Here is a 19,772-nt window from a genome sequence, read left to right on the forward strand (position 1 = left end):
TCCGGGACACGTGCCTTTGTTGGGGCCTAGAGTTGCAGGGTGGAAACTTTTGACGAGAAAACTGTCACCACGGCGCCCCCGGTTGCCGAACTGCACCTGCACATCGAAGGGACACTCCAGCCAGAGTTGATCTTTGCCCTGGCCGAACGAAACGGCATCGAGCTGCCGTACCAAGACATCGAGGAACTCCGAGAGAAGTACGAGTTCACGGATCTTCAGTCCTTCCTGGACCTCTACTACGCCAACATGGCCGTCCTGCAAACCGAGCAGGACTTTACTGACATGACGCGTGCCTACCTGAAGCGGGCAGCCGCCGGGGGAGTGCGCCACGCGGAAATCATGATGGACCCCCAAGCCCACGTCTCCCGGGGTGTGGCATTGGAAACCTGCGTCAATGGTGTGGCCAACGCCCTGGCCACCTCCGAAGAAGACTTTGGTGTCTCCACCCTCCTCATCGCCGCTTTCCTGCGGGACATGTCCGAGGACTCCGCCCTCGAAGTGTTGGACCAGCTCCTGGCCATGAAGGCTCCGATTGCCGGCATCGGCCTGGACTCCGCAGAGGTGGGCAATCCGCCGTCGAAATTTGAGCGCCTGTACCAGCGCGCCGGCGAGGCCGGGCTGCGCAGGATCGCCCACGCGGGCGAGGAAGGCCCGGCCAGCTATATCACTGAGGCGTTGGATGTGCTCCATGTCGAGCGGATCGATCACGGCATCCGCTGCATGGAAGACACGGACGTTGTGCAGCGGTTGGTGGCTGAGCAGGTGCCCCTGACAGTGTGCCCCCTCTCCAACGTCCGGCTGCGGGCAGTGGACAAGCTGGAGGACCACCCATTGCCCGAAATGCTCGCCATCGGCCTGAACGTTTGCGTGAACTCCGACGACCCCGCCTATTTCGGTGGTTATGTGGACGACAACTTTGAGCAGCTGGCCAAAGTCCTGGAGTTCTCCGTACCGGAGCAGGCCACGTTGGCGGCCAACTCCATCCGTTCTTCGTTCGCCAGTGACGCCCGGAAATCGGTGCTGCTGGACGAGGTCACCGAATGGGTCAAGGCATCGGTACCCCACGCTTAAACGGCCCATAAACCCAGTCAGCCGATACCCGTGGATCACTTGCGGCGTCCGCAATGTCACACTCGGTCACGACACACGGTGTTTACCTTCTGCAGTCGCGGGAATTAACAATTCATTGGCAAACTGCAAGAAAGTATTCACCCGTTGAAGGAGAAGCATGGGCGCGAACACCGCCGAGAACACCAACCTTCGTCTGAAGGCCGTACTGGACATCCTCGCTGAAAGCGTGTGGTCCGAGACAACCCTCAACGCCGGCGAGGTCCTGGCCGAAGCGATCGTCCGCGTACCTTTCAATGACCACGAGGCTGAACTCCTCAGTGGCGGCATCCCCCGCGGCCACAAGACCCTTACCTCGGCATCGGCCAAGCTGGTCAAGGCCGGCTGGCTGGTCAAGGGCCGTTCCGGCTGGACCATTCCGGAGGACGGCCTGCGTGCGACGGTGGCGTTCCCTGATGTCGCCGCTTTTGCGGCAGCGCTCGACGCCGGAACTCCGGTACCAGCCGACGTTCCGGTTCCGACGGCCCCGCCGGTAAAGGCTCCGGCCAGGAAGGCAGCTGCCAGCAAGCGGGCCGCTGCAAAAAAGACCACCGAGCCCAAGGCGGCGGCTGCTGAGGTCGCCGAGCCGAAGGTTGCCGCTGCCAAGGTTTCTGCGCCGAAAGCCAAGGCTGCGACAGCCAAGGCAGCGCCTGCCGCGAAGAAGTCCACGCGGAAGGCGCCGGCCAAGGCAGCGGCGGCGACCGCCGTCGAAACCGTGCCGCAGCCCGAGGCCGTCGCGATTGCCGGTGACTTCAACAAGATCCTCGGTGCGCCCGAAGATTGGGCGCCGCAGTACGACGAAGCCCAGATGGAGTTCAACCCGCTGGTCCAGGTGTGGACCATCACGGCTGAACTGCCTGCCGGCTTCTACACGTACAAGATCGCGCTCAACCGGTCGTGGGACGAGAACTATGGTGCGTTCGGCGCCCGCGATGGCGCCAACCACGAGTTGAACCACGACGGCGGCCCCGTCACCATCACGTACAGCCACGCGACGCGGGACATTGTGATCGGCTGAGTATTTCCTGGCTGGATCCCGCCCTTGTTCGTCCCATGAGCCGTTGAACGGCAGGGGCCGAACAAGGGCGGGATTCGTTAAGGTGGGTCCATGACTGACGAAACCGTTCGCCTCACAGCCCGCATCACCGGCGTTGTCCAGGGTGTGGGTTTTCGCTATTGGACTGCCAGGAAAGCTGAAGAACTCATGCTGACGGGAACGGTCCGAAACAACCATGACGGATCCGTGCAGTTGGTTGCAGAGGGGTCAGCGGCAGACGTTGACAGCATGGTGACGTGGCTGCATTCAACACGGGCGCCGGGCCGGGTGGAGAACGTGGACTTCGAAGTCTCGGAGGCCACCAGGGATTTCGAGGACTTCAGGATCACCGACTAGCGACTGATTATTTGGTGGCCGAACCTGCGTGGAGGGCTGCCCGGGTCGCTTCGATGTAATGCTCCAAAGGCTTCAGCGCCGGCTGGGATGAAGCATCCCGGACTGCATCCGCGCCGACGGCGTTCGCCACGGCCAGTGCGTGACCGTACTCAAGGCCGGACTGGAGTGCCAGGACCAAAGCGGCACAGAAAGCATCCCCGGCTCCAATGGTGTTGGCAATGTCCGTGACACGTACGGCCGGGCCCTCGGCCACTCGTTCTCCATCGACAAAGATGGCTGAGCCGTCGCCCCCGTAAGTGACGGCAACCAGCGGGGCATTTCGAAGGGCCGGAATCAGTTCGTACTCTGTCTCGTTCACGATCACCAGGTCGCAGCGTTCCAGGAGTTCGGGAAGGATCGGTGCGGCCGGGGCCGCGTTCAGGGCGAAGAATCCGTTTGCTCGGCGGGCGGCCTCCAACACCAGGTCCTGGTCCACTTCGAGCTGGCAGAGCAGGGCCTCGCCGTCACCGAAGGAGACACCGTTCAAGGCCACGGAGCCGTTGGCGCCGGGGCAGACCACAATCTGGTTCTCGCCCTCGCTGTCCACCAGCACCAGCGCCGTTCCCGTGGCGGCATCCACGCGGGCAATGTCCCGGACATCGACGCCGGCACCCGCCATCGCGCTGATGAGGCTGAGTCCCGCGTCGTCCTGGCCCACTGCCCCCACCATGCGGGAAGTACCCGCGAGCCGGGCCGCCGCAACGGCCTGGTTGGCGCCCTTGCCTCCGGGCTGCTGGCGGAGGATGCCGCCGCCGACGGTTTCACCCGGTGAGGGGAGCCTGTCGGCGGTGGCCGTGATGTCGAGGTTGATGCTGCCCACCACGGTCAGGGATGAGGGCGCGGCAAACTGAGGGGACGTGCTCATGGAAGGTCCTTTACGGGTAATTTCAGGAGGACTGGATGACGGAGAGGTGGCCGGCCTTGGCAGCCACCAGGCATTTGGCGAGGTAGAAGGCGTTGCCGTTCCGGCGCACGTACTGGGTCAGGACCAGTACGGGGTCGGACGGGCGGAGGCCCAGCAGCTTTGCACGGCTGGGACCTGCGGTGCTGAGGCTGATTTCACATTCGCCGGGTCCGAGGGAAACCCCAGGAAGTCCGCTGAGGACTTCGAGCAGCGTGGACGCGGAAAGGGTGGGAGCTTCTGCCGCTTCGGCCAGGGCCTGGGCTTCGGGGATCCCTTGGGCCACGTTTTCCTGGAGGTGGGCAACAGGCTCACCGTTGCGGATGAGCACGCTTTCCCAGAACCACACGTCTTCATCAGGCTGCACGCCGATGCCGGGAGCCACGAATTCCGACGCCGGCTGCTTGATCGCCGCGACCCGTTTGACCTGGATGTCCTGGTCGGGTCCGCCAAGGAGTTGGTCAAACGGGCGGATGTGTTCGATGCCGATACGGGGAAGCGAATCCGCTACGAAGCGGCCGACGCCGCGCCGAGCCCGGGTGAGGCCGTCTTCTTCGAGCAACATCAGCGCTTCCCGGATCACGGTGCGGCTGACGTCCATCATGGTGCCCAGCTCGGTCTCCGTGGGGAGCAGCGAACCAGGCGGCAGGATCTTGGTGCGGATGGCCTCAGCGATGCGGGAGTAGGCCGCGACGCGCAATGGCTGACCTGGCTGGGCAGCGATGGGTCGTGACAGGAATTGGACGGCGTTGTCGGTCAAGGGTGCCTCACTTGAGATGGGTTACCGACACTGTACCGGATGACTGTGACAGGTTGCACAAGCTCGTAATACATGCTTGTATAACAACTCACATCTCGTGGCGCCGCCCCGCGCCCTCGGACAAAGGAGTTTGATGTGAACATCCCCACCGCCACTGGCCAGCAGCCTGCAGACCCGCAGGCCCCGGCATCAACGCAGACACCAGCAGCCGCGGAAGAAAGCCGCTTCCACGGAAAAGCCGCCGCGCTGCTGATCACCACGCTGGTCCTGGCAGTGCTGGCCTTCCAGCTCAACGCCAGCATGATCACCCCGGCGCTCCCGCACATCGGCTCCTTCTTCGGCGAAACGCCCGAGGCCGTTGCGCAGGTCCAGTCGATGTTCTTCCTGGCGGGCGCCATTGCTGGTCCAGTCATCGGGCGATGGAGCGACTTCATTGGCCGCCGCAATGCCCTCCTGCTGGTGCTGGCGATCATGGGCGCCGGAACGGTCCTGTGTATTTTCGCGCCCACCCTGCCCCTGCTGGTCACGGGCCGCTTCATGCAGGGTGTCTCCAGTGCCATCTTTGCGCTGTCCTACATCGTCCTCAATGAGTACCTGCCGGCGCGGCTCTTCGGCACTTCCATCGGCATCATCGCGGCCATCAATGGCGGCGTTGGTGGCGTGGATGGCTACTTCGGCGGACTCATGGCCGAGACCCTTGGCTTCCAGTCGATTTTTGTCGCCGTCCTGGTTTTGGCCGCGATCGCCGTCGTCTGCGTCATTAAAGTGGTCCCCGGCGGCAAGTCCGCGGCGGCTCCGGGCCGGATGGACTGGTGGGGCGCAGGCTCGCTGTCCGTGTTCCTGGTCTTCATCACCTACTTTGTCTCCACCGGTTCTTCAGCCGGCTGGACCTCGCCTGCCGCCCTCGGCCTGTTGGCCGGCAGCATCGCTTCCTTTGCGGCGTTCTGGCTCATCGAAAAGAAGCGCGAAACTCCGCTGGTTGCAGTACACCACCTCCGTTCACGCCAGGTCTGGCCCGTCATTGCCACCACCGTGCTGACGCTCGCGGGCATCTTCGCCATCATCAACTTCACTGTGGTGCTGCTCAGCCAGGACAAGGAGAACGGCTTCGGTCTGTCCGCCTCGGTCGCCGCCCTGCTGTTCCTCACCCCTGCGGCACTCATCGGCGTGTTCGCCGCACCCCTGGCCGGATGGATCGCCGACCGCCGCGGTTGGATCAAGACCGTCCGCGTCGGCACGGCAACCAGCCTCGCCTGCGCGATCGTCGCAGCACTGTTCGCCCACCACCAGATCGCGGTCCTCATCGCCATTGCAGCCCTGGGCATCTTCTACAACGGCTTCTTCCTCACGGCCATCAACGGCTTGTCCGTGCTGCTCTCTCCCAAGGAAGCACCGGCCGCCTTGCCGGGCATCAACGGTGCCTCCTTCGGCATCGGCGCGAGCCTCGGCGTCGTGATTGTTGCCCCCTTCGCAGGTCAGGGAACTGCCGCCGGATACTCCACAGCCCTCTGGATTTCGGTGTCCATCACAGCACTTGCCTTCATCGTCAGCCTCTTCATCGCGGCACCCAAGGGCGAAAAAATCTAACGCACGACGCCGGCACCTGGCTGGGCGTGCCACAGACCAGAACTTCACCCCGCCCGCCCCACGACCCGCTCCATCCTGAAACGAGAGACCATCATGACCCAGTCCGCACCCTTCTTCCTTGACTGCGATACCGGCATCGACGACGCCCTCGCCCTCGCCTACCTCCTGGCCGCCCCGCGGGCGGAACTGGTAGGAATCGGCACGGTCAGTGGCAACGTCAGTGCAGCAGGCGGCGCCCGGAACACCCTGGACCTGCTGAACCTGGCCGGCCACCCGGACATCCCGGTGGCTGTCGGTGCGCACGATCCACAGGTGGGTACGTTCCACGGCGGTGCCCCACATGTCCACGGCGACAACGGCATCGGCGGAGTGGACCTGGTCCAGTCTGACCGCGAACCGGTGGACGCAACGGCCGCCGAACTGTTGGTGCAGTTGGCACACCAGTACGCCGGGGAACTGCGCTTGGTGGCCATCGGCCCGCTGACCAACATTGCCGAGGCGCTGCGCCTGGAACCCAAGCTTCCGGAGCTCATTGCTGAGGTCACCATCATGGGCGGCGCAGCACTGGCCCCCGGGAATATTACGCCGGTAGCCGAGGCCAACATCGCCAACGACCCCGAAGCCGCTGCCGAGGTGCTGGCCGCCGACTGGAACGTCACCCTGGTACCCCTGGATGTCACCATGACCAACGTCCTGGAGGAAAAACACCGCCAGGAGTTGCTGGCCACCGAGCACCCGGTCTCGCAGGCGCTGGGAGAAATGCTGGGCTACTACTTTGGCTTCTACGTCGACATCTTCGGCCGGGCATGCTCGGCGATGCACGATCCCCTTGCCGCGGCCATCGCCGTCAGGGGAGTGGAGCTGACGCTGGCTCCCACCGTTCGTGTCCAGGTGGACACCACTGACGGACCCGGTCGCGGCCAGACGGTGTGCGATCTCCGGGGACAGTACGCGGGCTTCCCGGAGCAGCGCGGGGCACGCTGCCGGGTAGTGATGGAAATTGGCGAGGACTTCGCACCGCACCTGCTTGGAACCCTGCAGGGGGCCTGGCTCCCTGAAGAGCAGGAGGCAGTGCCCGTCGCCTGACAGGCGGGAGACTGGGGTATCGACGACGACGGCGGCAGCGGCCCGCCGTCGTCGTCCTCGTTTAAGCCGCCTACGTGTACATGAGCGAGCCAGGTGTGGTGAGCTTTTCGCCGGTTTCCAACCACGTCTTGAGGCCGGAGAGGATCATGGGCCAGCCTCCGTAAAGTTGGTCGTTGGCGCCTTCGCGGAGTTGATCGTGCGTGACGGTCAGGTGGCAGGAGTCGCCGACGGGTTCAATCTCCCAGGTGATCCGCGAGGTTCCCTCTGCCTTCACGTCCTCGCCCCAGAGTGCACGCATGGTTTGGACGAGCCGGCGCGGAGGATCGACTTCGATGTTCTCGCCCTCGCCGAGTGGTGCGTCAGCGTTGACGTTGTGCATCTCGAAGCGGCTTCCGGGCGTCCAGTCCGATGTGAAGGTGTTTCCGAACTGGTACTTGCTGCGGATGTCGCTGTCGGTGATGGCTTCCCAGAGCCGTTCGGGAGTGGTCTTGATGTAAATCTCGAAGATCTTTTCCATGGGACTTTCCAATCTGGATTTGAGGTCGCTGAGGGCAGCGGCCCATGGTTCTGCGTATTTACTCACCCAACGATCGTGGATGAGGCGGATGGGTACCGGGTTCAGGAAGTGCAGCTTTTCGCGTCCCCGACGGCGGGTGACCACCAATCCCGCATCTTCCAGCAGCTTGAGGTGCTTTGCGATGCCGAAACGGGTCATCTCGAACCGGGCTCCCAAGGCGGAGGCGGACTGGCCATCCTCGCGGAAGAGTTCGTCCAGCAATTCCCTGCGGGTGGGGTCTGCCAAGGCCTTGAACACGATGTCCATGGCGTCAGGATAGGTGACCATATGGTCACGTGTCAACGGTTTCCAGGGCCACTGGGGGCGGGGCGCCGCGCGTGGACCGGGGCGGGGCGCCGAGACCGTGGGTGCGCTGCGAAACCGCCGTTCCTTTCCGGCGATCCCGCAGCTCCCGCGCTCCCGTTGAGATCAGGCCACGGCACAGGTCTCCGCAAAGATGGTCCGATAGTTTCCATTCAACCTCGGAAACTTGCTCGCTTCATTGCTCGATTTCGCCCGCTGCGCCTGGCAACAGCTGTTCCGAAACTCTGGAAATCAGGCGTCGTTGGGCTATTTTCAGAGGGCGTTGTTACTCGCGAGTTTCCGATACTGACCTGTTGTTATTGCGTAAACTTTACGATAGTTTCTCTCTGTGATGTGCGTCGCACAGTGATGTGGGGCGACGAAGCCGAGTGAAGGACAACGATGACCATCCACCCTGAGGAATTGCGGACTGCCGAGGCGCGGCTCCAGCAACTGCACCAACGAATAGGCGGCATAGCCTACGGCGGGGATTACAACCCCGAGCAATGGCCACAGGAAGTGTGGTTCGAGGACGCCAAACTCATGCAGCAGGCCGGGGTAAACCTGGTGACTTTGGCGGTCTTCTCCTGGAGCCGGCTGGAAACCAGTGACAACGTCTTCGACTTCGGCTGGCTGGACGACGTCATGGACCTGATGCACTCGCACGGCATCGGCGTGGACCTGGCAACCCCGGACGCTGTGCCGCCGGCCTGGCTGGTGGAGCAGCACCCGGACATCATGCCGGAGCGCCCCGACGGCAGCATTTTTGGCTTCGGTTCCAGGCAGCACTTCGATGTTTCCCACCCCGTGTACCGCGCCAAGTCACTGGCCCTCGCAGAAAAGATGGGGGAGCGCTACGCCGGCCATCCTGCGCTGCGGATGTGGCACGTCGGCAATGAATACGGACCTGTGTCCTATGGTCCGTGGGCTGAGAAGGCGTTTCGGGAATGGCTGCAGCGAAAGTACTCGTCCCTGGATGAGCTCAACCAGGCCTGGAGCACCACGGTGTGGGGCCAGCTCTACTCTGACTGGAACCAGGTCGGCGTCCCTGCCCAACCCCGCACCTGGTCCAACCCGTCACGCCGCTTGGACTTCCATCGCTTCACCTCGGACAGCATGCTGGAACATTTCAAGGCCGAGCGTGATGTCCTTCGCCGTCACAGCCCGGACCTGCCGATCCTCACCAACTTCATGCGCTTCTACAAGACCAACGACTACTGGGCCTGGGCCGCTGAGGAAGACGCTGCGGCGCTGGACATCTACCCGGATCCTCGCGAAGACGACGCCCACATTGCCGCAGCGCTGAACTTCGACCTCATGCGCTCACTCCGTCACGGCCAGCCGTGGATGGTGATGGAGCAAGCCACCGGCGCGGTCAGCCAGTGGTCCGTCAACGTCTCCAAGCTTCCGGGCAAGATGCGCCTCGGCTCTTACCAGGCCATAGCGCAGGGCGCCGATTCCATCTTGTTCTTCCAGTGGCGGCAGGCCAAGGGCGGAACCGAGCGCTATCACTCGGCCATGGTGAACCATGCCGGCCCAAACACCCGGATCTTCCGGGAAGTGTGCGAGCTCGGCCAGGAGCTCAAGGCGTTGGGCGACCTGACGGGAACGCGATCCACAGCCAAAGTGGCCATCGTTTTTGATTGGGACTGCTGGTGGGCATTGGAACTCGGCAACTCTCCGAGGTCGGACCTCAACTACGCGCAGGAGGTCCAACGGTTCTACCGCCCCCTGTTCGAGGCCAACATCACCCTGGATCTCGTCAACGCCAACAGCGACCTTTCCGGGTACAGCCTGGTGATCATGCCGGCGTCGTACCTTCTGACGGACGACGCGGCAGCCAGCTTCGAAAACTACGTGGCAAACGGTGGAAGGCTGGTGGTCTCCTACCTTTCGGGCATCGTGGACCAGGACAACACCATACGGCTGGGCGGCTACCCGGGCGCGTTGAGGAAGGTCCTGGGGGCATGGAGCGAGGAAATGCACCCGCTCGCCGGCGCGGACGAGCACGTAAAGCTCTCAACGCCCGACGGCGGCACCTCCTCCGCGAGCTACTGGACTGAGCATCTGCACGCCGAATCTGCGGAGGTCCTGGCCAGCTACTCCTCGGGCCGCCTTGCCGGTGCTCCGGCCGTCACCAGCAACTCGTTCGGCCTTGGCACTGCACTGTACGTGTCGGCACGCGTTGACGAGGACTTACTGAACCAGCTTCTGGAGGACCAACTTCGCGCGGCCGGTGTGGAGCCGGAACTGAAGGCGCCTGCAGGAGTCCAGGTCCGGCGTCGTGCTTCCACTGCCGCGGACGGCACCAACAAAAGCTTCCTCATGGTGCTCAACCACAACGATGCGCCGTCCAGCGTGGACGTGCTCGACGGCGGCACGGACCGCCTCAGCGGACGCGCGGTGAGCGGGCTGGTTGAGCTCCCTGCCAACGGAGTCCTCATTCTGGACGAAATTCCGGACGAAACTGCCGGACGGGAGGCGGACTGATGGCTTTGCGACTGGATGTTCCACCCAAGGCCGTCGCGGGCCCCGAACCCGGCTCAGAGAAGAAGCGGCGCAACAAGCCCGGAAGCTGGAAGCTGGCGCTCAAACGCGACTGGCGTTTGTACACACTGCTGGCGCTGCCCCTGCTGTATCTCCTGATTTTCAGATACCTGCCCATGGCCGGCAATGTGATCGCTTTCCGTCAGTTCCAGCCCGGAGGCAGCATCTTCGGCGAGAAGTGGGTGGGGTTCAAATACATCACCCTGTTCATCAACGATCCCAGCTTCTGGCAGGCCTTCCAGAACACCATCATCCTTGGCGTCCTGACCCTGGTGTTCTGCTTCCCGATGCCCATCATCTTCGCGCTCATGCTCAACGAGTTGAGGTCGCAGAAGTTCAAGAAGTTCGTCCAAACCGTGGCCTACCTGCCGCACTTCATGTCCGTGGTGATCATCGCCGGCATGATCCTGCAGAACTTCTCCATGACCGGCACCGTGAACCAAATAGCGGAGTCGTTGTTCGGAACCACCGTGAATTTTACGCAGGACCCGGGCTGGTTCAGGCCCATGTACATCAGCTCCGAGGTCTGGCAGACCATGGGCTGGGGCGCCATCCTCTATCTTGCAGCGCTGACGCGCGTGGACGAATCGCTCTATGAGGCGGCCCGGATCGACGGCGCCAACCGTTGGCAGCAGACCTGGCACGTGACTCTCCCAGCCATCAGGCCAACCATCATCACCCTGTTGATCCTGAACATCGGCACCTTCATGGCGGTGGGTTTCGAGAAGATCCTGCTCATCTACAACCCGCTCAACTACGCAACCTCAGACGTCATCTCCACCTACCTGTACCGGGTGGGCCTGGAATCCAGCAACTTCAGCTACGCGGCCGCCATCGGAATGTTCGAATCCGTCATCGGCCTCACGCTGATCCTCTCAGCGAACGCGATCTCAAAGCGCCTCGCAGGAACGAGCCTGTGGTGAACAAGACAGCTACTGCCATCAAGGGCGGCGCCGCCCAAGGCGTCTTGGTGAAGGACATGAAAGTCTCACGCGCCATGCGGATCTTCCGGGCGTTCAACCTGGTGTTCCTGCTGCTGGTGGTGTTCCTGACGGTGTACCCGTTCCTGAACATCATTGCCCAGTCGTTCTCCAGCGAAGGGTTCATCAACGCCGGACAGGTCAACCTGTTCCCGATGGGCTTCAACACCGAGACGTACAAGCTGATACTGGCCGATTCCACCTTCTGGAACAACTACGGCAACACCGTGCTGTACACGGTGGTGGCAACGGCAATCTCCATGGTGCTCACCACGTCGTTCGCCTACGCCATCGCCAAGAAGGACCTTAAAGGACGCAGCGTCTTCATAGGCCTTGCCGTGTTCACCATGTTCTTCAACGGCGGTCTGATTCCCAACTACGTGCTCATCAGTTCCCTGGGCATGCGGGACTCCATCTGGGCCGTGGTGCTGCCCAACGCCATCAGCGTGTTCAACCTGCTCATCATGAAGTCCTTCTTCGAGAACATGCCCCGCGAACTGGAGGAAGCGGCATCGATTGACGGGCTCACCCAGTACGGGGTGCTGTTCCGGGTGGTCCTGCCGCTCAGCAAGGCAATCGTGGCCACCATGATCCTGTTCTACGCCGTAGCCAACTGGAACTCCTGGTTCCAGGCCTTCCTCTACCTCGACAACCCGGACCTCTTCCCGGTCACCATCTACCTGCGCAACATGATCGCCGGAGTCACCACAGCGGGCTCAGCCGGCGGAACAGCGGAGAACGTCGGCCAGATCGCCGCCAACATCCAATCGGTCACCATCGTCCTGACCGTCATCCCGATCCTTTGCGTCTACCCCTTCGTGCAGAAGTACTTCTTCTCGGGCGTCATGCTCGGTTCCGTCAAGGAATAACCCTTATGAAAGGACATCCAATGATCCACAAACCTGAGCTCCGCCGACCAGAATTCCGCAGGCGCGATTTTCTTGGACTCGCTTCTGTTGCCACCATCGGACTCATGCTGACCAGTTGCGACGCCGAAACCACCGAAAAGGTGGATACGTCCAAGTCCCGCAACGGTGCGATGGACAGCTTCAATGTCGGTGATACCTTCAAGGCGACGGTGCCGTTGACGTTCACCTTCCTGTTCTCCGATCAGCCCACCTACCCGTACAAGAAGGACTGGCTGCTGTTTACCAAAATGGCCAGCGACAACAATGTCACCTTGGAACCGACCATCGTGCCCAACAGCGATTATGAACAGAAACGCAGCCTCCTCATCAGCTCTGGCAGCGCGCCGGAGATCATCGCCAAGACCTATCCAGGACAGGAAGCAGCGTTCGTTTCCGCCGGTGCCGTCCTGCCCGTCAGCGACTACGTGGACCTGATGCCGCATTTCCAGGAGAAGGTGAAGAAGTGGAAGCTCGAGCCCGAGATTGAAGGACTGACCCAGGAAGACGGCAAGTACTACGTCCTGCCCGGTTTGCATGAGGAACTCTGGCCCGACTACTCCCTGTGCTTCCGCAAGGATGTACTGAAGAAGGAAGGCCTCGCCGAGCCCACTACCTGGGACGAATTCCGTGACGTGCTGCGTTCGCTGAAGAAGGCCTACCCGGACGTGGTGCCCTACTCCGACCGGTTCAAGGGTGACAGTGTCCTGAACATCGCAAGTGCAGCCTTCGGGACCGTGGCCGGCTGGGGACTGGTGGACGGCCTGCAGTTCGACGAAGACAAAAAGGAGTTCGGCTTCGCCGCTGGTTCGGATAAGTTCAAAGACCTGGTGACGTACTTCAACTCCCTGGTGTCCGAAGGCCTGATGGACCCTGAAAGCTTCACCCAGACCGACGACTCCGCCATCCAGAAGTTCGTCTCCGGCAAGTCGTTCGTCATCAGTGCCAACTCGCAGAACGTCATCACCTACCGCACCTCAATGGAGCAGTCCTTGGGCAAGGGCAACTTCGAGATCGGCAAGATCACGGTTCCGGGTGGCCCGGCCGGAGACGTCATCGGCGGAACCCGGTTGGAGAACGGCATCATGCTGAACTCGTCCGTGAAGGACAAAGACAGCTTCGTGGCGCTCATCCAGTACATCGACTGGTTGTTTTACAGCGACGCCGGGCAGGAGTTCAGCAAATGGGGCGTGGAAGGAACCACCTTCACCAAGTCCGGCGGTAAGCGCCAACTCGCATCCGACATTAACTTCCAAGGCCTCAATCCCGCCGGCACCAAGGACCTCCGGGTGGAGTACGGATTCTCCGGCGGCAACTTCGCCTACGGTGGGGCCACGGAACTGCTGCAGTCCACCTTCAACGACGAGGAGCTGGCGTTCCAGAAAGCCATGAAGTCCAAGAAGCCGCGCCCCGTGCCCCCTCCTGTACCGTTCAACGACGTGGACCGGGAGCAGGCGACCCTTGCACTCACCCCGCTCAAGGACCACGTCAAGCAGAACACCCTCAAGTTCATCACCGGTCAGCGTGCTCTGGCCGAGTTCGACGCCTACGTGAAGGAACTCGACAGCAAGGGCCAGACGAAATACGTGGAGTTGGCGAACAAGGCGTACAAAGCATACGCGGATAAGAAGTAGCTCTTCTGATGGCTGCGAAGGAGGAACAGTACGGATCCGGCGCTCTGTTCAGGGCGGCGGGCGTGGTGTACGGCGTCATGGTGGGTGGAGCTTTGCTGGTGCTGGCCAACGCGCTGGTAGTGCTCATGCCGTTGCTGGCTGGACTGGTGGGTCCTGGGGCGTTGGTGGGGTTCGTGCTGGTGGGCCCCTCCGTGGTGGCTTCCTGCTATGCCTTCAACCGGCTTCTCGCTGGTGAGGACACGGGGGTGTTCCACGACTTCGTAAAGGCCTATCGGGGCAATTTTGGACAGGCATTGGCGGTCTGGCTGCCCTACGCCGCCCTCCTTGCAGTCATCGCCGCGAACCTCGCCAGCCTGCCGGGCAGCAACCTTGAAGCGGTTGCTGCCCGGATCGGGCTGGTGGGGCTTGGCCTTCTGGTGAGCACGGCTGCCCTGCACGCGATGTTGTTGCTTGCCCGCTTCGATTTCCGCACCGTGGACATCTACCGGCTATCCATCTACAGCATTGGTGTCCGGAAACGGGTAGCGCTCGGGAACGTGGGGATCCTCTTCATTACGGGCTTCGTGCTGATCTCCACCAGCGTGTGGCTGATGCTGTTTGCCGCCGGGCTGCTGGTCTACCTGCTATGCATGAACTCCCGACCGCTGCTGGCGTTGGTGGAAGAGAAGTTCACCGTTTCGGTGGCTGCCAGCGCGGCAGGTTCCTTGGCGGGATCCGCCCCGGTGGACTAGAGGTTTGTCCGGACCACGGCACCTTGTGCGATCACCGTGCTGACCTTTTCCAAGGCAGAGCCATCGGTCAGTGGATCCGAATCCACCACCACGACATCCGCCGCTGAACCGCGAACCAAACGGCCAACGTTTTCGCCGCGTCCCAGCAAACGCGCCGCATTGGTGGTGGCTGCCTGCAATGCTTCCAAGGGGGTCAGTCCGGCTTCCGCGAGCAAGCGGGCCTCCGTGCCGATCGGCGTCACGTCCGTTCCGAAGGAATCGGTGCCGGCCACGATCGTGACTCCGGCGTCCTTGGCTGCGCGCACGGCAGCTTGAAGGATGGGTGTGTATTCCGTTCCGCGTGCGGCCAGGATCGGGTTGGCGGAGCGGGCCATACTCGTGATGGCATCCATGGTGGGTGTGAAGAACGTGCCGCGCCGGGCCATCTCCTGGATGGTCTTTTCCGTCATGAAGACGCCGTGCTCGATGCTGCGCACGCCTGCTCGGACAGCGCCATCGATTCCTTCGGCGCTGTAGGCGTGGCAGAGGACTCCGGCTCCCTTGGCTGCCTTGACAATCGCACCGATCTGGTCCACGTTGTAGACCAACTCGCGGGGATCCTGTTCGGGAAGGCCAGCCCGCGGGTTGGCCCGGGTTTTGATGACCTCGGCGCCGCGCTTGAGGTTGACGCGGGTCAGGTACGCGAGGTCCTGCGGCTCCGTCACGCCACCGCTGAGCGTCGCCAGAGGTGCCAAGTCCGGATCAGCCAGGAGGGAATCTCCCTGATCCGGTGAGATAAACAGCCCCGCCGGAGTCATCCTCGGCGAGAGGCCAGGAGCCCACGACGGCAGCGCGGCGAGAGCAATGTCCTGGTAGAAAGTGCTCGATCCGCTCCGTACGCTGGTGGCTCCGCCTTGCAGGAGAGCCCGCGCGTCTGCCAGTGCGTTCGCGTGGACGTGGGCATCGACGAGTCCCGGAAGGACCCATTTACCCGAGGCGTTGAGCCTACGGGCACGGTTCGCGACGGCGGCAACAGCCTTGCGTGTTTCGTCCCGGGTGCCGACGGCGGTGACCTTGCCGCCGTCGAGCACCACCACGCCATCTGCCACAGCATCGCCGGTCTTTGGGTCCACCACGGTGCCGCCCTCGATGATGAGCGCTTGGGTGGTCAACGGACGACCGGGGTAGTTTGGGCCCGACTGCGTGTTGTCCGCAAGGGCAGCTGGTGCTGATGCCAGTTGCGCGGCGATGCCGGCAACGGAGATCCCGGCCAGTGCTGCAGCTCCGGCGAGGATGCCTCGGCGGGGCAACTCACCCTGGGGCTTGGGTGCTGAGGTGTGATCGTGAAGGCACATTGTTGGACTCCTGGGGACGAGCTGCTGGGCCGCTACTTGGCTGCGGTTGAGCATTTGGTATTCCAGAATGCCTCAGGCTTGTGGTGTGATGCAAGCAACTGCTGAAATTGTTGAGATAGCTTGAATGCTTGGTATGCCAAGCTGTGCAGGTAATGGATGGACTTGGTTGTCGGGGATGCGGGGATCCTCTGCATGGCCGGCTCGTGCTGATCTCCTCAGCGTGCGGCCGATGGTGTTCGTCGGCGGCCTGCGGGTCTCCCTGCTGTGCCTGAACGCCAGGCCGCTGCTGGTGTCGGTAGAGGTAAGGCTCACCGTGGCCGAATAGACGGCTGGCGATTCACTCCCGGGGAGTCGGCACTGTGTACGCGCCGGTGTTTGCAGTTGCAGGCCCGCGGGGGTTGGGCACGCGCCGGCACGGGAGGGCCCGGGAGCGAACAAAGTATCGCCCTGGCCCTCCCGATATTCCGACACCAAAGTTCGCTCGTCACCCAATCCCGCCCCGACCGCGCACCGTTTTATCGGACGGGTCGTCCTGCTATTGGGACGGTGCTGGGCGTGACCCGGCGTCACCGGTTGGGCGTGTTGTTGTTCTGCGGACGCTTTCCTATGTTCTGTGGGGTGTGTGGTGGTGGTTGCGTCGGGGTGTTTGGTGTGGGTCGATGTGGGGTGGGGGGATGAACCAGGGGATGCCGGTTTTGATGTCGATGCGCCATTGTTCTTTGTGGATGAGGTGGTGGTGGTGGCTGCAGAGCAGGGTGCCGTTGTCTGTTGAGGTGGTGCCGCCGTTGGACCAGTAGGTGGTGTGGTGGGCTTCGCACCAGGGTGCGGGCATGGTGCAGTCGGGGAAGGCGCATCCTTGGTCGCGGGCGGTGATGGCTTTGCGGATGTGGGGTGGGAAGATCCGGGTGGTGCGGCCGATGTCCAGGATGCGGGAGTCGCTGCCGAGCACGACGGGGAGGATGTCGGCGTCGCAGGCGATTTTGCGGATGGTGTTCGGGTGCATCGGGCCGGTGAAGGTCGCGGTGCCGGTCCCTATCCCAGCCCCGGTCGCTATCCGAGTCCCTGTCCCTATCCCGGTTACTGGCGCTGTCCCGGCTCCGGTCCCTAGCCCAGCCACTGTGCCGGTGCCTGTCCCTATCCCAGCCGCTGTGCCGGTGCCGGTGCCGGGGTTGTGGTGGTTGTGGACTTGTTCGAGGAGTTCTTGGTATCCGATGGTGACGGTGAGTTGGGGTGGGAGGCCGCCGTTGGCGGGTAGTTTTTCGGTGCGCATGGCGAGGCTGCAGGCGCTGGTGAGGCCGTTGAGGAGTTTCTGTGGGCGGCTGCGCCGGTCCAGGTCCAGGTCCGGGCTGGTGGCTGTGCCTGTGCCTGTGCCTGGGCCGTTGTCTGGGTTGTTGTGTGGGTTGTCCCCGGTTTCGGTGTTCTCCGTGGTGCCTGTGCCGGGGGTGGTGAGGCGGGGGTTGGTGGCGACGTTCATGGCGGTGGTGAGGATTTCGTATTGTTCGTCGGTGGCGAAGATTTCGAGGTGGTGGAGGCCGTGGCGGCGTCGGCGGCGGAGGAACACGCCTTGGAGTTGGCGGAGGATTTCTTCGGTGGGTTCGGGGCCGTCGTGGTCGATGGCGTCGATCCAGCGTTTGGCCATTGTGGTGACGAAGTCCGGGTCGGTCTCGACCGCGGTGGTGGTGAGGGCGTGTTCCATCCGGGTGAGGGTGTCCTCGTCGGTGAGGTGCCGGACTTTGTCCAGGGCGGTGCTGATGATCGAGGCCGAACGGGAAGGCACCAGTGCGGAACCAACCGCTTGGGCGAGTATTGCGTGGCGGGCCGGGATGTCCTGCCCGGCCATCCCGGTCTGGGGGAGGACGTCCGGGGCGAGGGCGAGCCGGCGCTTGGCTTCTCCGATGCTGATCCGCAACCGTGCGCGCAGGAACTGGGCCGCGTTCCGGTACCCGTCATCCAGAACACTGGCCTTGGCCTCCGATGCCCAACGTGCTGATCCTGTTCCACCATCGGCCGCCGCAGCGGTGTCGGTTCCCGTCCTACCGAGGGAAGCTCCGCTCTGCGAAGCCGCGCTCTGCGAAGCTGCCGCTGTGTCGGTTCCTGGCTCTGGTTCGGTCCAGCCGGTCCGCCATTGCGGTGCTGCCGCCGAGGGTCCGGGCTTGGTTTGCTGGGCTTCGGTCCGGGTCCGTTCCACAGCCTGCGCCGCGACCACCTGCAAGTACTCCACCGACCGGGCGATCTCCTCGACCTTGCCGGCAAAATCCGCTGCTTCAACGAACCCAAACAACCGGGTTTTATGAAGGACGGATTGGCGAAGGGATGTCAGGATTGCACCGGCCTGCGCAAGTGGTACGTCTACGACGTCGGGAGAGGGTTGGCCCGCATCGACAAAGCCAGCCGCGCGCTTAATGTCCGCAACCGGAACTACACGCAAGCCCGGAGCAACGTCTGCGGAGCTCAGGCCGCCAGCGTAGCCCGACTCCGAGGACCGTGCCATGGGACTCAGACCGAGAAGCAGCCAAGTGCCGCTGGACGTATCTGCATCCTGGCCTACCGCCGTCGTGAGCTTGAATGCCGGGACCCGGGCAGGCCCGTTAAGAGATGTGAGGGCTCTTTGACGAAGCAGCGCATGGCCGCGGGGCGAGCCTGCCCGCCTTGCCAATACCTGCCCGATTGCTCCCATGAATCAAGCATCTCAGGGGGGTCCGACATTATTAGGGCGCCCGGCTACCGGGTGATCTGCTCCCGCAAAATATCCGCGTGCCCGCAGTGCTGGGCGAGTTCGCGGAGCATGTGCAGGTACACCCATCGGAGGGGGAGCGGGCCGCGGCGGTTCCCTAGCACAAGGTCGTCGAGGCCCAATTGGGCCGCCGCCTGCCTGGATGCCGAGCAAGCCGCGGCATAGGCGCTTCGGATGCTGGCAATGGTGTCGTTATCGTCCAGGATGAACGAATCGTCCGGCGTCGCTGGGATGCCGATCTCGGCCCGGGTCCTGCACGTGATGGCTTCGTCGAACCACACTTTTTCGACGAAGGTGGCGTGCTTCACCAGGCCCAGGAGCGTGGTGCGCGAGGCGACCAGCCGGCGTCGTGCTTGTTCCTCAGTAAGTCCATCGAGGCACTCGGTGAGGGCCCTGCGATGCTCATCCAGGAATGTGTCGAACTGGGTCCGGGCGTCCTGGTTGATGACATCCTCAGTGGAGGTGTGCGGGAGCGCGCTCATCCGAAAACCACCGTGCCGTCGTCGTTGATTCCCCAGCCGGGGTTGTGCGCGATCTCCCAGACGATGCCGTTGGGGTCCTTGACGTGGCCGTGGAAGATGCCGCCAAACGCGCCTGCCTGCGCCGGCTTCAAAACCGACGCGCCGGCCGCCACCAAGGAATCGATGGTGCTGGCGACTTCCTCGGGGCTGCGGACGTTGTGAGACAGCGTTACTCCGCTGACTCCCGCCGTCGGAGCAGTGGCGCCGAGGTCCTGGTCGAACTTATCGGCGTCGAACAGGCCGAGCATCAGCCCTGGCCCGATCTGGAAGAAGAGGATCTCGCCGGGAACGTCCATGGCCGGATCCCAGCCGAGCCCGTCCTTATAGAAGGCGCGGGCGGCGTCGAGATCCTTGGTGGCGAACGTGAGGAAATGCAGTCGCTGGTCCATAGGGGAAGCCTAGCGGGAGGGTACGACGGCGGCACTCGCCTGGGGCGGTTGGTGCAACAACGTTGGCGGAGCCATGCAACGATTCGGGTGCCATTCGATGCCGACCGTGTCCGCGCGTTGCCGGAACCGCCAACAATGAAGGTATGGCCAAACCAGCGCAGTCCAAGTCACGCGGCACAGAGTCATGGATGCTGGCGTCGGCGCTTTTCCTACGATGGGGGCTGCCGGGTGTAGCCCTTCGTTAAGTTCGCTGCCGTGCATGCCT

At 63.1% G+C, this 19,772-nt stretch carries 18 protein-coding genes; 11 read left to right on the top strand and 7 right to left on the bottom strand.

Annotation, left to right across the window (positions count from 1 at the left end; genetic code table 11):
* Positions 1 to 39 precede the first annotated feature (39 nt).
* The 3 genes from ABQM86_RS06100 (at position 40) to ABQM86_RS06110 (ending at position 2,500) form a co-directional block, all read left to right on the top strand.
* Entirely contained in the window at positions 40 to 1,071 is a 1,032-nt protein-coding gene (locus ABQM86_RS06100; RefSeq protein ID WP_207596652.1) for an adenosine deaminase, read from the top strand.
* A 157-nt stretch (positions 1,072 to 1,228) separates the two neighbouring features.
* Positions 1,229 to 2,125, top strand: a complete 897-nt coding sequence (locus ABQM86_RS06105; protein WP_337340859.1) for a glycosidase — start codon at positions 1,229 to 1,231, stop codon at positions 2,123 to 2,125.
* A 90-nt stretch (positions 2,126 to 2,215) separates the two neighbouring features.
* Complete coding sequence (locus tag ABQM86_RS06110; RefSeq protein WP_207596654.1) at positions 2,216 to 2,500, top strand: acylphosphatase; 285 nt, start codon at positions 2,216 to 2,218, stop codon at positions 2,498 to 2,500.
* 7 nt (positions 2,501 to 2,507) lie between these two features.
* Here the strand turns inward: ABQM86_RS06110 and ABQM86_RS06115 are convergent, their stop codons facing one another.
* Both ABQM86_RS06115 and ABQM86_RS06120 read right to left on the bottom strand, forming a co-directional pair.
* Positions 2,508 to 3,404 carry a ribokinase gene (locus tag ABQM86_RS06115; protein ID WP_369746163.1) on the bottom strand — a complete coding sequence of 299 codons (897 nt, stop codon included), beginning with the start codon at positions 3,402 to 3,404 and terminating at the stop codon, positions 2,508 to 2,510.
* 22 nt (positions 3,405 to 3,426) lie between these two features.
* Entirely contained in the window at positions 3,427 to 4,200 is a 774-nt protein-coding gene (locus ABQM86_RS06120; protein ID WP_207596656.1) for a GntR family transcriptional regulator, read from the bottom strand.
* Positions 4,201 to 4,335: 135 nt separating this feature from the next.
* Here ABQM86_RS06120 and ABQM86_RS06125 point away from each other — a divergent pair, with 135 nt between their 5' ends.
* Together ABQM86_RS06125 and ABQM86_RS06130 are read left to right on the top strand one after the other, a co-directional pair.
* The gene (locus ABQM86_RS06125) at positions 4,336 to 5,787 is read left to right on the top strand and encodes an MFS transporter (RefSeq protein WP_369746164.1); all 1,452 of its coding nucleotides are present in this window, start codon (positions 4,336 to 4,338) and stop codon (positions 5,785 to 5,787) included.
* A gap of 93 nt (positions 5,788 to 5,880) precedes the next feature.
* Positions 5,881 to 6,873 (top strand): nucleoside hydrolase, encoded by a 993-nt coding sequence (locus tag ABQM86_RS06130; RefSeq protein ID WP_207596658.1) that lies wholly within the window; start codon positions 5,881 to 5,883, stop codon positions 6,871 to 6,873.
* 70 nt (positions 6,874 to 6,943) lie between these two features.
* Here ABQM86_RS06130 and ABQM86_RS06135 read toward each other — a convergent pair whose 3' ends face one another.
* Entirely contained in the window at positions 6,944 to 7,696 is a 753-nt protein-coding gene (locus tag ABQM86_RS06135; protein ID WP_207597496.1) for a metalloregulator ArsR/SmtB family transcription factor, read from the bottom strand.
* A gap of 438 nt (positions 7,697 to 8,134) precedes the next feature.
* Here ABQM86_RS06135 and ABQM86_RS06140 point away from each other — a divergent pair, with 438 nt between their 5' ends.
* From ABQM86_RS06140 to ABQM86_RS06160, 5 genes are read left to right on the top strand one after another with little or no spacing between them, the layout of a single operon-like run.
* Entirely contained in the window at positions 8,135 to 10,222 is a 2,088-nt protein-coding gene (locus tag ABQM86_RS06140; RefSeq protein WP_369746165.1) for a beta-galactosidase, read from the top strand.
* Positions 10,222 to 11,202 (top strand): ABC transporter permease, encoded by a 981-nt coding sequence (locus tag ABQM86_RS06145; protein WP_369746166.1) that lies wholly within the window; start codon positions 10,222 to 10,224, stop codon positions 11,200 to 11,202. The genes ABQM86_RS06140 and ABQM86_RS06145 overlap by 1 nt, the downstream gene beginning before the upstream one ends.
* 56 nt (positions 11,203 to 11,258) lie before the next feature.
* Positions 11,259 to 12,128, top strand: coding sequence for a carbohydrate ABC transporter permease (locus ABQM86_RS06150; protein WP_089597228.1), 870 nt, complete (start codon positions 11,259 to 11,261; stop codon positions 12,126 to 12,128).
* A gap of 5 nt (positions 12,129 to 12,133) precedes the next feature.
* Complete coding sequence (locus ABQM86_RS06155) at positions 12,134 to 13,798, top strand: extracellular solute-binding protein (protein ID WP_369746167.1); 1,665 nt, start codon at positions 12,134 to 12,136, stop codon at positions 13,796 to 13,798.
* Positions 13,799 to 13,806: 8 nt separating this feature from the next.
* Positions 13,807 to 14,529, top strand: coding sequence for a YesL family protein (locus ABQM86_RS06160; protein ID WP_369746168.1), 723 nt, complete (start codon positions 13,807 to 13,809; stop codon positions 14,527 to 14,529).
* On the opposite strand, the gene ABQM86_RS06165 is transcribed toward ABQM86_RS06160, so the two are convergent.
* A complete protein-coding gene (locus ABQM86_RS06165; protein ID WP_337340853.1) occupies positions 14,526 to 15,863 on the bottom strand; it encodes an amidohydrolase family protein in 1,338 nt (445 codons plus the stop codon). The two genes, ABQM86_RS06160 and ABQM86_RS06165, sit on opposite strands and share 4 nt — an antisense overlap.
* Before the next feature lie 175 nt (positions 15,864 to 16,038).
* Here ABQM86_RS06165 and ABQM86_RS06170 point away from each other — a divergent pair, with 175 nt between their 5' ends.
* Complete coding sequence (locus ABQM86_RS06170) at positions 16,039 to 16,188, top strand: hypothetical protein (protein WP_369746169.1); 150 nt, start codon at positions 16,039 to 16,041, stop codon at positions 16,186 to 16,188.
* 279 nt (positions 16,189 to 16,467) lie between these two features.
* Here the strand turns inward: ABQM86_RS06170 and ABQM86_RS06175 are convergent, their stop codons facing one another.
* From ABQM86_RS06175 to ABQM86_RS06185, 3 genes are read right to left on the bottom strand one after another with little or no spacing between them, the layout of a single operon-like run.
* Positions 16,468 to 18,540: a DUF222 domain-containing protein gene (locus tag ABQM86_RS06175; protein ID WP_369746170.1), complete on the bottom strand. Its 2,073-nt coding sequence runs from the start codon at positions 18,538 to 18,540 to the stop codon at positions 16,468 to 16,470.
* A gap of 44 nt (positions 18,541 to 18,584) precedes the next feature.
* Positions 18,585 to 19,079 (bottom strand): DinB family protein, encoded by a 495-nt coding sequence (locus ABQM86_RS06180; protein WP_207596666.1) that lies wholly within the window; start codon positions 19,077 to 19,079, stop codon positions 18,585 to 18,587.
* Positions 19,076 to 19,507 carry a VOC family protein gene (locus ABQM86_RS06185; RefSeq protein ID WP_337339431.1) on the bottom strand — a complete coding sequence of 144 codons (432 nt, stop codon included), beginning with the start codon at positions 19,505 to 19,507 and terminating at the stop codon, positions 19,076 to 19,078. The genes ABQM86_RS06180 and ABQM86_RS06185 overlap by 4 nt, the downstream gene beginning before the upstream one ends.
* Between the last annotated feature and the right edge of the window lie 265 nt (positions 19,508 to 19,772).

It is taken from the genome of Paenarthrobacter sp. AMU7 (assembly GCF_041200195.1).
Taxonomy (GTDB): Bacteria; Actinomycetota; Actinomycetes; order Actinomycetales; family Micrococcaceae; genus Arthrobacter.

Bases quoted from the DNA above. Each gene is read 5' to 3' on its own strand.
- ABQM86_RS06185 (WP_337339431.1), bottom strand. From the start codon at position 19,507: ATGGACCAGCGACTGCATTTCCTCACGTTCGCCACCAAGGATCTCGAC.
- ABQM86_RS06150 (WP_089597228.1), top strand. From the start codon at position 11,259: ATGAAAGTCTCACGCGCCATGCGGATCTTCCGGGCGTTCAACCTGGTG.
- ABQM86_RS06170 (WP_369746169.1), top strand. From the start codon at position 16,039: ATGCGGGGATCCTCTGCATGGCCGGCTCGTGCTGATCTCCTCAGCGTG.
- ABQM86_RS06110 (WP_207596654.1), top strand. From the start codon at position 2,216: ATGACTGACGAAACCGTTCGCCTCACAGCCCGCATCACCGGCGTTGTC.
- ABQM86_RS06105 (WP_337340859.1), top strand. From the start codon at position 1,229: ATGGGCGCGAACACCGCCGAGAACACCAACCTTCGTCTGAAGGCCGTA.
- ABQM86_RS06135 (WP_207597496.1), bottom strand. From the start codon at position 7,696: ATGGACATCGTGTTCAAGGCCTTGGCAGACCCCACCCGCAGGGAATTG.
- ABQM86_RS06175 (WP_369746170.1), bottom strand. From the start codon at position 18,540: ATGGGAGCAATCGGGCAGGTATTGGCAAGGCGGGCAGGCTCGCCCCGC.
- ABQM86_RS06140 (WP_369746165.1), top strand. From the start codon at position 8,135: ATGACCATCCACCCTGAGGAATTGCGGACTGCCGAGGCGCGGCTCCAG.
- ABQM86_RS06130 (WP_207596658.1), top strand. From the start codon at position 5,881: ATGACCCAGTCCGCACCCTTCTTCCTTGACTGCGATACCGGCATCGAC.
- ABQM86_RS06180 (WP_207596666.1), bottom strand. From the start codon at position 19,079: ATGAGCGCGCTCCCGCACACCTCCACTGAGGATGTCATCAACCAGGAC.
- ABQM86_RS06115 (WP_369746163.1), bottom strand. From the start codon at position 3,404: ATGAGCACGTCCCCTCAGTTTGCCGCGCCCTCATCCCTGACCGTGGTG.
- ABQM86_RS06160 (WP_369746168.1), top strand. From the start codon at position 13,807: ATGGCTGCGAAGGAGGAACAGTACGGATCCGGCGCTCTGTTCAGGGCG.
- ABQM86_RS06145 (WP_369746166.1), top strand. From the start codon at position 10,222: ATGGCTTTGCGACTGGATGTTCCACCCAAGGCCGTCGCGGGCCCCGAA.
- ABQM86_RS06155 (WP_369746167.1), top strand. From the start codon at position 12,134: ATGAAAGGACATCCAATGATCCACAAACCTGAGCTCCGCCGACCAGAA.
- ABQM86_RS06165 (WP_337340853.1), bottom strand. From the start codon at position 15,863: ATGTGCCTTCACGATCACACCTCAGCACCCAAGCCCCAGGGTGAGTTG.